Below are 11,844 nucleotides of genomic sequence, written 5' to 3' on the forward strand. Positions count from 1 at the left end.
CTTAAGGGGCAGGTTTGACGGGACGCTGCGTCAGCGAAGGGCTCACCACGGCCAGCAACTCATCGGCTATATGGGCGTTACCCGCGTAGACATGACCACTGACGGGCCAGGGCTCTTCCTGATACAAATCCTGGCATACGCCCTTGGCTTCGCGTACCAGCAGTGTGCCAGCGGCAACATCCCAGGGCGCCAGGCCCATCTCCCAGTAGCCGTCGTACCGGCCGCAGGCAACCCAGGCTAGATCCAGGGCGGCTGCCCCCATGCGGCGTACCCCACGGCTGCCCGTGATGGCGGCGTTCAGGCCGGGCATGTATTGGTCGGAAAAAGAGAAGTCGCGAAAGGGGAAGCCGGTGGCCAGGACCGAGTCGGCCAGCTTTTGCGAGGATGACGTCTGAATGCGGCTGCCGTTCAGCCAGGCACCCACCCCGTACATGGCAGTAAACAGTTCTTCGCGGTTGGGGTCGTAGACCACGGCAATGACCGGAGTGTCCTGCGCCAGAATGCCGTTATCCATGGGCGTGCCGGCAGGTGCAATCAGGGCGACCGATACGGCATAGTGGGGAATACCATGCAGAAAGTTGGTCGTGCCGTCGAGCGGGTCGATATACCAGGTGGGGCGTCCCGTATTCACCCCGCCGCTTTCCTCGGCCACGATATCAATGTCCGGGGTGCGCTCCATCAGTACACTGATGCAGGCCTGTTCCGCTTCGTGATCCGCTTGCGACACCAGGTCGTTGTGCATTTTGCTGCTGATCACCAAAGCGCTACGGTCCGACGCATAGGCTTGTAAAATGGCGGCGGCGGCATGGGCTGCGGTAACGGCAGCGTCCAGGCAGGCGCTGAGCGGTAAACGTGACAATGGCATGGCAATCCGGTTCTAAAAAAGAAAAGTCAGAAGCAAAGACTTTTTATTGTACGTGTTTGTTGGTGTCAGTTTGATTAAGGCCAGTTTAAGGGGTTCGAGCGTGTATGAGTGTTGTGAAGGGCGGGGAAATTAATGGCGGCCTCTGCGTTTGAGCCCTTGGTGCCCGCCGTCCTTGCGTTCAACGAGCAGGGCGTACCCGTCAGCGCGGTCTATCAGGACACGTATCATCCGGCCGATGGCCCGCTGGGGCAGGCGCGGCGGGTGTTTCTGCAAGGTAATGGCCTGCCTGAACGGTGGCGGGGGCGAGCCCAGTTTACGATTTGTGAAACCGGCTTTGGACTGGGGGCCAGCTTTCTGGCCACCTGGCAGGCGTGGCGGCAGGACCCGCAGCGAAGCCACAGACTGCACTTTGTATCGGTAGAGGCGCATCCTTTTCACCGCTCTGATTTGGCTCTTTTATACGAGCGCTTGCCCCAGGAGCTGCAGGCGCTGGCTCAGGAGCTCTTGGCTGCCTGGCCCATTTTGGTGCCGGGGATACACCGTCTGGAGCTGGATCAGGGACAAGTCACCCTGACCTTGGCGTTCGGGCAGGCGCACACCATGATGCGTGAGCTGCAGTGCCATGCGGATGCGTTTTATCTGGATGGCTTCGCGCCTCGCGGCAATCCGTCCATGTGGTCACGTGCGGTTCTCGGACAACTGGTCCGTCTGGCGGCGCCGGGAGCCACGGCGGCCTCCTGGTGCTGTGCCGGGCAGGTACGCCGGGACTTGGCCTCAGTTGGTTTCGAGGTGGAGAAGGTGCCGGGAGCGGGTGGGAAATGGTGCACGATACGCGCCCGTCTGCGTTCACATCTGGGGCGCCGCCGTCCCGTGCCAAGTGCGCAGGGGCGAGTGCTTGTGGTGGGGGCCGGTTTGGCGGGGGCCGCCTGCGCCTGGGAAATGGCCCGCAAAGGGGTGCCCGTTCTGGTGTGTGACCCCGTGTTGAGCAAGGGGCTGGATGCCAGTCACCATGGCCACCGTCTGGCCGCGATCTCGCCGGTCTTTGCGCTGGATGACGCGCCGTTGGCCCGGTTGAGCCGCAATGCCGTGCTGCGTGTCTGGCAGGGCTGGAAAACACTGCCGCAGGCTGCCCGGCCCCGTCGGGTCGGCACGCTGGTATTTGGGCAGGCGGGCAACGGCGATGCCGAGATTCAGCAAGCCTTGGCCCGTTTGGCTTTGGACCCGGACTGGGTGCATTGGCAGGATCGTGAGCAGGCTTCCGCACTGGCTGGCGTGCCCTTGCAGCGTGGCGGCCTGTATTTTCCGCAGGGTATGGTGCTTGACCCCGGGGCACTGGTCGCTCATTTGCTCGATCACCCCTTGATTGAGTGCTTGCCAGAGCGGGTCTTTTTGCGTGCCGGACACGAACCCGGTGTCTGGCAAGTATGCAATCAGCACGGGGACTGCCTGGAAAGCAGCAATCGGGTGGTGGTGGCGGCAGCGGCGCAAAGCCTGAGCGTGTTGCCAGCCGAACTGTTGACCGAGTGCCTCATGCCCAGGCTCATGGCCATGCAGCGTCTGGCCGGACAGGTCAGCTATCTGCCTCCTGGGCAGTCCTTGACCCGTGGGGAGGTGACTTTAAGCGGCCAGGGCTATATCCTGCCGGTTGATTCCTACGGCCAGGTTATCGGCAGCACGTACGAGCGTTCTGGTGACGCTGCTCAGATCAGTCGCCTGGGGCATGCGCAAAATATAGAAAAAGTGTCTGCCATGTTGGCCAATCCCGCGGTTGGGGGGGATTTGCCCGAGCAGGGTTGGGCTGGCTGGCGCTGTGCATTAAGTGATCATTTGCCTGTGATGGGTTTTGTGCCGGGGCAGCCCGGTTTGTTTATGGCTGCGGCTTACGGCTCGCGTGGTTTGAGCTGGAGCCTGCTGGCAGCCAGTTTGTTTGCCGCCTATTGTCTGGAGGAACCCGTTCCTTTGGAGCGGCGTTTGGAGCAAGCCCTCCTACCTCGCTAAGGTCAGTCTTTCGATTTATTTCGACGAATTTTGAAGCAACATTTTCCTTTGTAGCGCAAATACGTCAAAATAGTGACCTTGTTAAGTAATCTTGAGCGTGACCCTGCGATCAGCATCGTGCCGTTCGCTCCACTCTGACGACGTGACACAATTGTTTAATCATCTGAGTTTGTTGACGACGAAACCGGCCCTGGCCGATTTCGCTTTTGTCGAAACCGATTTTGCGCTGCGTATCGAAGCTCATGCGCCGGGTGTTTTTCGTTTCCGCTGTATGCCACTGGCCCGGCTGGATAACGAAAAGCTCAGTGCTCGTGCCAAAGCTTTGGGCGACATGCTGCTGGCCCGCCACGAGGCGGTCAGCGAGTTTCAACTGGAAGCTGCCGATTCGGGGTGGCGGATTGAGCAAGGCGAAGTGGCCTTGCATATTCAGTCCAACCCCTGGCGCTTTGAGGTCCGGCGGGGCGAGCAACTGCTGTTGAGCAGTGCGGCGCAACCGCTGACCTTTGTCCAAGAGCCCAGCCCATGCTGGCAACTGGATCTGGCCCTGGCCGAGGAAGACGCCCTGTATGGTCTGGGCGAAACCCTCGGTGAGCTGGACCGGCGCGAGGAAACGGTTGACTCCGATCGTCCGGAAGATCGCAGCCTGCCTTTGCTCTGGAGCACTCAGGGCTGGGGGCTGTACATCAATACGTTCGAGCGGGTTGAACACGATCTGGGGCAGCACGATTTGGATGCGTATCGTGCTCGTGTCCATGCCGCCGACCTGGATTTTTTCCTGTTTTTGGGCGATCCCAGCGAAATCATCAATCAGTATTCGGCCCTGACGGGACGAGCCGGCCAGCCGGGTGTCACACCGATGGGGTTGTGGCTGGATGGCGCCCAGGCTCGGGACGTGACCTCCTTGCGTGAGCTGGCCAGTCAGTGTCGCGAACAGGGCATTGCCCTGGATGTGGCTGTCCTGCCGCCACCGGAGCCCTACGATTTTCAACAGGACAAGCCTACATTGGAATGGGACGCGGCACGCATGGCCGATCCCCGTGAGTCCTTCTCGGCCTTGCAAAACGACCAGTTGCAACTGGCTGCCTGGACGCGCCCTTGTGTGCTGGCCGGCACCAGCTTGTTTGAAGAGTGGGAAGACCGCGGCTGGTTGCTCATCAATGATGATGACGGTTGCGCCCATGTGTTCCCCGGTGACGAGCTGAGCGGTGGCCGAGACTACGGCTTGCTGGACCTGACTCACAAGGACGTGTTCCGCATGTGGGCCGAGCGTCAGCGTCAGATGGTCGATGATGGCCTGGGGGCGGTGTTGTGCAATGCCCGCTTTGAGATTCCTGATGCCATCACCAGCCGTGGTGGCGAGTCCGGCGCTTTGTTGCGTGCGATTTACCCTGTGCTGGCCCGTCAGGCTTTGTTTGACGCGGTTGCCGGTCACAAGACGCCGCAAGAAGGAGTCGTAGCCAGCCGCGACCTGAGTCCGTCCTCCCAACGCTTTGCCTGGCAGTTGGGGCCTCAGGTCGATAACACCTGGGCCGGGTTGACCCAGTCGTTGAAGTCGGCTCTGGCCACCGGTAATAGTGGCGTGCCCATCCAGATTCATGGCTGGGGCAATGCGGCAGCGCCCACCGATGCCATGACGCCTGAGCTGTACCTGCGGTGGTTGGCGATGTCGGTCTTTTCAGCCAATTTCAGCCTGCAAGGGGTCCCTGCGCTGCGTCCAGATGCATTTGACCAGGAAACGCAGGCGCTGGTTGCGCATTGGCTGGAGTGGCGTTTCCGTCTAGTGCCTTATGTGCTGGGCATTATTGAGGACGCCGTGCGTACCGGTCTGCCGGTGCAACGTTCCATGGCTCAAAGTTTCCCCGCCGATGCTCAGGCCCGCTTGTGGGATACCCAGTATTTGTTGGGGCCGGCCTTGCTGGTGGCACCTGTTTTGCAGCCTGGTCAGGATATTGAGGTCTATTTGCCTGCAGGCGATGCCTGGTGGGATCTGAGCACGGGTTGGCGTTACGAAGGTGGCACGACCCTGAAAATGACGGTGGGTCTGGATCGCTTGCCGGTCTTTGGCCGCGAAGGCCATATGTTGTGTCTGGGGCCGGTGGTCAAGCACACCTCCGAGTTCAACTCGGCGCGTTTGCTCGACGAGGTCTGGATGTTTGGCATGCCCGAGCACAGCCCGGTTGTGATGCGCAACAAGATTCGCGTCATGCAGATGCAGGGGTCCAGCTATATCAAGGGGCTGGAAGGGTTGAAGATCCTGCCGTCTGAGGGCTTGGAAGTCAAACGCCGTGGCGCCGAGGTTCGTATTTCTCGCGCCCGTTAAGCGCTAGACGAATCTGAATCGTCTTGGAATGCCTCCCGGCATTGAGGTCTGACCTCAGTATCGGGAGGCATTTTTTATGGCTGAGTGGTAGCTCATGTTCAGATTTTGTTTCTGCGGCAGGCAAAAGTGGGGTGGGAAAGGGCCTCGCGGCCTTCATTTTCAGGTCGTTTTAAAAAAAATCACCTTTTTGCGCATTATTTTGCATTTAGTGCTTGACGAGAGTTCGGGATCAGGACATAATTTCATCTTTCAGTAGGGGGTCGTTAGCTCAGTCGGTAGAGCAGCGGACTTTTAATCCGTTGGTCGCGCGTTCGAGTCGCGCACGACCCACCACTACACTGAAACGTAGAAACAAGGCCGCGCTTAGCGGCCTTTTTCTTTGGGCGCTTGCCTTGCACAGCCAAGGTCACATCCGCGCGCATTGGCCGGTCGGAAATCTTGCTATACAGTGCAGCCCTCAGTATGGTTTCAATATTTCCATGGGTTATATCTATCTGGTCATCGCCAAATTTGCTTTATGGTAAATTTCGCTTACAGCTCAGGCTTTTATAACTCGACTGACTAACTAGGCTGAGTTCATTTTGATTCGTCTTGAACACATCTCAAAAACCTATTCCCTGGCAGGCAAGACCGTTCACGCCTTGAACGACGTTTCCTTGCAGATTCACCAAGGAGAGGTCTTCGGTATTATTGGTCGCTCGGGTGCCGGGAAAAGTACGCTGATCCGCATGTTGAATCTGCTTGAGCAACCCAGCTCGGGCCAGGTCTGGGTGCAGGACCAGGACATCACGCGTTTTTCGGGCGCACAGTTGCGCGCCTTCCGGCAAGGCGTGGGGATGGTATTCCAGCATTTCAATCTGCTTCATTCCCGTACCGTTCTCGATAATGTTTGTTTTCCCTTGCGTTTGGCCGGGGTGGGGCGTGCCCAACGCCAACAGCGCGCTCTGGAAGTCCTGGAGCTGGTGGGCTTGAAGGACCACGCCAACAAATACCCGCGTCAGTTATCGGGCGGGCAGCAGCAACGTGTCGGTATTGCGCGTGCCCTGGCCAATCGTCCACAGCTTTTGTTGTGTGACGAGGCCACCTCGGCACTGGACCCGGAAACCACCCAGTCCATCCTGCGTTTGCTGCGCCAGATCAACCAAGAGCTGGGACTGACGATCGTTCTTATTACTCATGGCATGGATGTGATTCGTTCGGTTTGCGACCGGGTGGCCGTGATTGATGCTGGCAAGATTGTGGAATGTGGCGAAGTGCTGGATGTGTTCCTGCACCCGCATCATCCCACCACCCAGTCCTTGCTCAGTGAAAGTGGAGTGAATATCGACGACTGGCTTGCCTTGGCAGAAGGTGTACCTGGCAGTGTCATGCGCCTGAGTGTGCGTGGGGTGGCCACTACCGAGCCATTAATCAGCCGTATTACCAGCCAGTTGGGCCTGAATGTCAGTATCTTGCAAGGCGCCATTGGCCGTATCAAAACCGAGCCTTATGGGCAGTTGGTCGTGGCGGTGCAAGGGGATGCTCAGGCCAAAGCAGGGCTGGATGCCTTGCTGGATGAATTGAATGTGCAGTTTGAGGTATTGCGACCATGAACTTTAGCAATTTGGATTGGGCGCTGATTGGTGAAGCCACCATCGATACCTTGTTGATGACGGGTATCTCGCTGGGCTTTACCGCCATTATTGGTTTGCCCCTTGGCGTGCTGTTGTTTCTGACCAGTCGCAAGCAGATGCTGGACAACGCCTGGGTGTACCAGACTTTGTCGCTGATTGTGAACATTTTGCGGTCGGTGCCGTTTCTGATTCTCTTGATCGTCATTATCCCTTTGACCCGCATTCTGGCCGGTACGTCTTTAGGGGTGCAGGGGGCGATCCCGCCGCTGGTCTTAAGTGCTGCGCCGTTTTTTGCCCGTCTGGTGGAAAACGTCCTGCGTGAGCTGGACCCCGGCGTCAATGAAGCCTGTCGCGCCATGGGAGCCAATTCCCGTCAGACGGTTCTGCTGGCCTTGCTGCCGGAGGCGACCACGGGGATTGTGGCGGCCTTGATCGTGACTGCCATTGCCCTGGTGGGCTATTCAGCCATGTCTGGTGTGATTGGGGGCGGCGGTCTGGGTGACCTGGCGCTGCGCTTTGGTTATCAACGTTATCAAACGGATGTCATGGTGGTTACCGTGGCTATCCTGGTGGTGCTGGTGCAACTCCTGCAAGTGTTTGGAGACGCCATGGTGGCTCGTTTGAGCCGAAAATAAGTCCCGGCAGTGGTGGTTATCGTCCTGCCTTTCTGAAACTGGAGTCGCTCATGTCTTTGAAGAAATTTGTTCCCGTTCTGGCCTTGTCCGTGTCGGCTCTGCTGGCCAGCGTGGCCCAAGCTGCCGAGACCCTGTCGGTCGCTGCTACCCCTGTACCGCACGCCGAACTGCTGGAGTTTGTAAAGCCTGCTTTGGCCAAAGAAGGCGTGAACCTGGATATCAAGGTGTTCACCGATTATGTGCAGCCCAACCAGCAAGTGGCTGACGGTCATATCGATGCCAACTTCTTCCAGCACAAACCTTACCTGGATACCTTCAATAAAGAGCACAAAACCGATCTGGTGTCGGTGGCCCTTGTTCACGTTGAACCCTTTGGTGCTTATTCCTCCAAGATCAAGAGTCTGGACGAGTTGAAAGAAGGCGCGCTGGTGGCGATCCCCAATGATCCTTCCAATGGTGCGCGTGCCTTGCTGCTCTTGCAAAAGGCGGGTGTGCTGACGCTGAAAGATCCTAGCAATATCTTGGCGACCTCGCGTGATGTGGATCAGAACCCTAAAAAACTGAAGTTCAAGGAGCTGGAAGCCGCGACGCTGCCTCGCGTGCTGGCTGACGTGGATATTGCCCTGATCAATACCAATTACGCCCTGGAAGCCGGCCTCAATCCCACCAAGGATGCCCTGGTGATTGAAGGCGCTGATTCGCCGTACGCCAACCTGATCGCCGTGGCTGCCAAGTCCAAGGACGATCCACGGGTGGCCAAGCTGATCCAGGCATTGCACAGCGAGGACGTGAAAAAGTTCATCGCCGACAAATATAAAGGTTCGATTGTTCCTGCGTTCTAAGCCGGGTTTGGGCAGGACTGTCTGGACAAAAAACCTCGGGATTTCCCGAGGTTTTTCTTTTTTTAAAACACATAAAGCCAAAGAAGCAGTCCGCTTCGGGTAGCATAGATCAACGCTGGGGCAGGTCATGAGCCTGTGCCAGACTTGGGTAAACATCGAACTGGCTGATTGTGGGTCAGTCCCTACAGAGGAGTAACGGATGTTCAATAAGAAAATGAAAACCCTGATGGCCGGCTTGGCCTTGGCGTTGGCTTTGCCCGCGGGGCAGGCCCTGGCGCAACAAGGCAAAGAGCTGGTGGTCGCAACCGATACGGCGTTTGTGCCTTTTGAGTTCAAGCAAAACGGTAAGTACACCGGCTTTGACATCGACTTGTGGGATGCCATCGCGAAAAAAGCCAATCTGAATTACCGGTTTCAGCCCATGGACTTCAACGGCATTATCCCAGGTTTGCAAACCCGTAATCTGGATGCGGCGCTGGCAGGGATAACCATCCGGGACGATCGCAAGCAAGTCATTGATTTCTCCGATCCTTACTACGAGAGCGGTCTGGCCATTTTGGTGAACACGGATAACTCCGCCATCAAGTCCGCCTCCGATCTGGAAGGCAAGACGGTTGCGGTGAAGATTGGGACTGCCACCGTAGACTTCATGCAGCGTTCGGTGCCAACTGCCAAGCTCAAGCTGTTCCCCAATATCGATAATGCCTTCCTGGAACTGGCCACAGGTCGGGTGGATGCCGTGGTGCATGACACACCAAACGTGCAGTATTACGCTCAGACCGGCGGCAAGGATCGTGTGAAAGTTACCGGCGCGGTGAAAAGTGGCGACTTCTACGGTATTGCGTTTCCCAAAGACAGCGAACTGGTTCCTGTTGTAAACCAGGCATTGAAAGATATTCGGGCCGACGGCACTTACGACAAAATCTACCAGAAATGGTTTGGCAAGCAGCCTGATTAAACAGGCCTAGAGCCAAACGCATGCCAGGCGGTGATCGCGTGTCGTAACGGGATCACCGCTTTATTTTTTGACGCTCTGTTGTGGGCGTTTATTCAAAGACAAAGGTAGCACGGTGACTTTTGAATGGGACGCTATCTGGGGGGCCTTACCCAGCCTTCTGGAAGGAACAAAGATGACGCTGCTCATCACCCTGTCGGGTTTGGTGGGCGGCGCCATATTGGGTTTTTTGACCGGCGTGATTACCACCTATGTGCGGGTGCCGGTCACCTGGCGCCGGGCCGCCTGGTTTGTGCTGGGGCTGCTTGTGCTCGGCTTTTTGCTCAAGGGTCTGTCCTGGCTGATGGATAACGGGTTGAGTTTTGTGCCCGCCTGGGTCTGGACCTCGCTGCAAGTGGTACTTGCCGTGTCGCTATTGGGCTTTTTCAGGCGTTATCTGCTGTTGACGCTCTCTATCCTGTGTCAGCTGTATGTGCTGATTATTCGAGGCACCCCGATTGTCGTACAGGTGATGTTCATCTATTTTGCCCTGCCCATGCTGGCCAATATTCGTATTGATGGCCTGACGGCAGCGATCTTTACCCTGATGATCAATTCGGGAGCTTATATTGCCGAGATTGTGCGTGGGGCCTTGCAGTCCGTGCCCAAGGGGCTGAAAGAGGCCGGTGAGGCAATGGGGCTGCCGTTTCACAAAATTTTGCGCCATATCATCGGGCCGGTGGCATTTCGCCGCATGATTCCGGCCATGGGCAACCAATGCATTATCAGCTTGAAGGACTCCTCGCTGTTTATTGTGATTGGGGTGGCCGAGCTGACTCGTCAAGGCCAGGAGATTATTGCCAACAACTTTCGTTCGGTGGAAATTTGGGGAGCGGTTGCCGTGATCTATCTGATCCTGACTGGCTTGATTGCCCTGACCTTGAAGTTGATTGAACACCGCATGAGGATCGTATGAGTATTGTCGAGTTCAAGGAAGTAACCAAGCGCTTTGGAGACAATATCGTGCTCGACAATATCAGTCTGCAGATTGATAAAGGCGAGGTGGTTGTCGTGGTCGGCCCCTCCGGGTCGGGGAAGTCGACTTTTTTACGCTGCATCAACAAGCTGGAAGATATCCAGGCCGGTGATATTGTCGTCAATGGTTTGAGTGTCAACGGGACGGCGGCCCAGGTGCGCGAACTGCGCCGGGAAGCGGGCATGGTGTTTCAGCAGTTCAATCTGTTCCCGCAGATGAGCGCTCTGGAGAACGTCATGTTCGGCCCGGTTCATACGCGAGGAACGAGTCGAGCCCAGGCACGTCAGGAAGCCCTGGATCTGTTGGCCAAAGTGGGGCTGGCTGAGCGGGTCAATCATTATCCCAACGAGTTGTCCGGTGGCCAGCAGCAGCGGGTGGCCATCGCCCGCGCCCTGGCCATCAAGCCCAAACTCATGCTGTTTGATGAGCCGACGTCCGCGCTGGACCCGGAGTTGCGCCAGGAAGTGCTCAAAGTCATGCAATTGCTGGCTGAGGAAGGCATGACCATGGTGGTGGTGACTCATGAGATGGATTTTGCACGTCGTGTCGGCAGCCGCCTGATCTTTATTGATCAGGGACGGGTGGCCCATGACGGCCCCCCGGCCGAGCTGCTCAGCCATCCTCCCAGCCAGCGTTTGAAGGACTTCCTGCAACACGTGGCCTAAAGCCCCGCGCAGGATGGCCGCAAAAAAGCCCTTCGGCATATTGGCAGTTGAGCCAGATGCCCGAAGGGCTTTTTGGTGACGGTGCAGCCTGCACGCGTCAAGCTGAGCCTATGCTCAGCGAGAAGGCGTCACGTAGATCGTACGCGTGGCAACCACGCGGTTCGCACCGTCGGGTTTGATGCGGATGGTGACCTGGCGGGGCGTAAAGCCCGCGGGCAGCTCTGCAGTACCGTTGATGTAGGCATAGCGGCCCACGCTGACCGTCTGGCTGGGCAGGTCCACATTGCCGGAGCGGCCATTGCTGTACCGGCCGGCGGCGACAAACTCCATGGTGCCCTTGAATTCGGTCTCTTTGCCCTTGTCCTGCATCAGCAGTACAAAATGATTCAACTGGCCGTCCTGGACGGTGAACTCGGCAGCGCGAATGCCGGGTGAGGTGCCCCGTGGGTCGGGCGGCATGGCATCGGCAAACAAGGCAATGTCTTTTTCCAGCTTGGCGACCATAGCCTGCAGCTCGCTGGTCTGTTTATCCAGCCTGTCCTCTTTCTGGCTGACGTCCTCCAGTTCACGACTGGTCTGGTTCAACTGAGCTTGCAGACGCTGCTTTTCAGCATTGGCGCTGTTCAGATCATAGTGCAGCTGTTCCGACTGCTCCACGGTCAGACGTGTGGGGCCATAACTTTGTTGCAAGAACAGCAGGCCGCCGGCGCCCAGGGCGATACCGGTCAGCAGCAGGACAAACCAGCGTGGGATGCGGCGTTTTCGACGGCTGGAGCCGTAGGCGGTGGGCTTGAATACGGTGCGTTTGGAGGAACCAAGCATGAGAACAGACGTTCCTGTCAGACAAGGGACTCAAGACAGCTCAAGTCCTGATTACAAAACCCATTAGCATAGACGTCATTGGGGCGAGGAAGGCGCGGATAGCTGGCTTTGTTG

General features: G+C 57.6%; 10 protein-coding genes and 1 tRNA gene. 9 read left to right on the forward strand and 2 right to left on the reverse strand.

Annotated features, from left to right (window positions below):
- Position 1: 1 nt before the first annotated feature.
- Positions 2–865, reverse strand: a complete 864-nt coding sequence (locus tag FE795_RS03760; RefSeq protein ID WP_003803521.1) for an inositol monophosphatase family protein — start codon at positions 863–865, stop codon at positions 2–4.
- Between the two features lie 132 nt (positions 866–997).
- Here FE795_RS03760 and mnmD point away from each other — a divergent pair, with 132 nt between their 5' ends.
- From mnmD to glnQ, 9 genes are all read left to right on the forward strand, one after another.
- Positions 998–2,863, forward strand: a complete 1,866-nt coding sequence (gene mnmD / locus FE795_RS03765) for a tRNA (5-methylaminomethyl-2-thiouridine)(34)-methyltransferase MnmD (RefSeq protein ID WP_003803520.1) — start codon at positions 998–1,000, stop codon at positions 2,861–2,863.
- Positions 2,864–3,014: 151 nt separating this feature from the next.
- Positions 3,015–5,183 (forward strand): glycoside hydrolase family 31 protein, encoded by a 2,169-nt coding sequence (locus FE795_RS03770; protein WP_059318806.1) that lies wholly within the window; start codon positions 3,015–3,017, stop codon positions 5,181–5,183.
- Between the two features lie 257 nt (positions 5,184–5,440).
- Positions 5,441–5,516 (forward strand) — tRNA-Lys (locus FE795_RS03775).
- Positions 5,517–5,764: 248 nt separating this feature from the next.
- On the forward strand, positions 5,765–6,775 hold the full coding sequence (locus FE795_RS03780) for a methionine ABC transporter ATP-binding protein (RefSeq protein ID WP_003803516.1): 1,011 nt from the start codon (positions 5,765–5,767) through the stop codon (positions 6,773–6,775).
- The gene (locus FE795_RS03785) at positions 6,772–7,431 is read left to right on the forward strand and encodes a methionine ABC transporter permease (protein ID WP_003803514.1); all 660 of its coding nucleotides are present in this window, start codon (positions 6,772–6,774) and stop codon (positions 7,429–7,431) included. The genes FE795_RS03780 and FE795_RS03785 overlap by 4 nt, the downstream gene beginning before the upstream one ends.
- Positions 7,432–7,481: 50 nt before the next feature.
- Entirely contained in the window at positions 7,482–8,273 is a 792-nt protein-coding gene (locus tag FE795_RS03790; protein WP_131071330.1) for a MetQ/NlpA family ABC transporter substrate-binding protein, read from the forward strand.
- A 226-nt stretch (positions 8,274–8,499) separates the two neighbouring features.
- On the forward strand, positions 8,500–9,231 hold the full coding sequence (gene glnH, locus FE795_RS03795; RefSeq protein ID WP_407927744.1) for a glutamine ABC transporter substrate-binding protein GlnH: 732 nt from the start codon (positions 8,500–8,502) through the stop codon (positions 9,229–9,231).
- A 172-nt stretch (positions 9,232–9,403) separates the two neighbouring features.
- Positions 9,404–10,183, forward strand: a complete 780-nt coding sequence (locus tag FE795_RS03800; protein WP_003803509.1) for an ABC transporter permease subunit — start codon at positions 9,404–9,406, stop codon at positions 10,181–10,183.
- A complete protein-coding gene (gene glnQ / locus FE795_RS03805; protein WP_003803507.1) occupies positions 10,180–10,908 on the forward strand; it encodes a glutamine ABC transporter ATP-binding protein GlnQ in 729 nt (242 codons plus the stop codon). Before FE795_RS03800 ends, glnQ begins: the two co-directional genes overlap by 4 nt.
- Before the next feature lie 114 nt (positions 10,909–11,022).
- On the opposite strand, the gene FE795_RS03810 is transcribed toward glnQ, so the two are convergent.
- Positions 11,023–11,730, reverse strand: coding sequence for a DUF6776 family protein (locus tag FE795_RS03810; protein ID WP_003803505.1), 708 nt, complete (start codon positions 11,728–11,730; stop codon positions 11,023–11,025).
- Positions 11,731–11,844: the final 114 nt, after the last annotated feature.

It is taken from the genome of Alcaligenes ammonioxydans (genome assembly GCF_019343455.1).
GTDB classification, from domain to species: domain Bacteria; phylum Pseudomonadota; class Gammaproteobacteria; order Burkholderiales; family Burkholderiaceae_B; genus Alcaligenes; species Alcaligenes ammonioxydans.

Coding starts and splice junctions, on each gene's coding strand:
- mnmD (WP_003803520.1), top strand. CDS start 998: ATGGCGGCCTCTGCGTTTGAGCCCTTGGTGCCCGCCGTCCTTGCGTTC.
- glnH (WP_407927744.1), top strand. CDS start 8,500: ATGGCCGGCTTGGCCTTGGCGTTGGCTTTGCCCGCGGGGCAGGCCCTG.
- FE795_RS03790 (WP_131071330.1), top strand. CDS start 7,482: ATGTCTTTGAAGAAATTTGTTCCCGTTCTGGCCTTGTCCGTGTCGGCT.
- FE795_RS03800 (WP_003803509.1), top strand. CDS start 9,404: ATGACGCTGCTCATCACCCTGTCGGGTTTGGTGGGCGGCGCCATATTG.
- FE795_RS03760 (WP_003803521.1), bottom strand. CDS start 865: ATGCCATTGTCACGTTTACCGCTCAGCGCCTGCCTGGACGCTGCCGTT.
- FE795_RS03810 (WP_003803505.1), bottom strand. CDS start 11,730: ATGCTTGGTTCCTCCAAACGCACCGTATTCAAGCCCACCGCCTACGGC.
- FE795_RS03785 (WP_003803514.1), top strand. CDS start 6,772: ATGAACTTTAGCAATTTGGATTGGGCGCTGATTGGTGAAGCCACCATC.
- glnQ (WP_003803507.1), top strand. CDS start 10,180: ATGAGTATTGTCGAGTTCAAGGAAGTAACCAAGCGCTTTGGAGACAAT.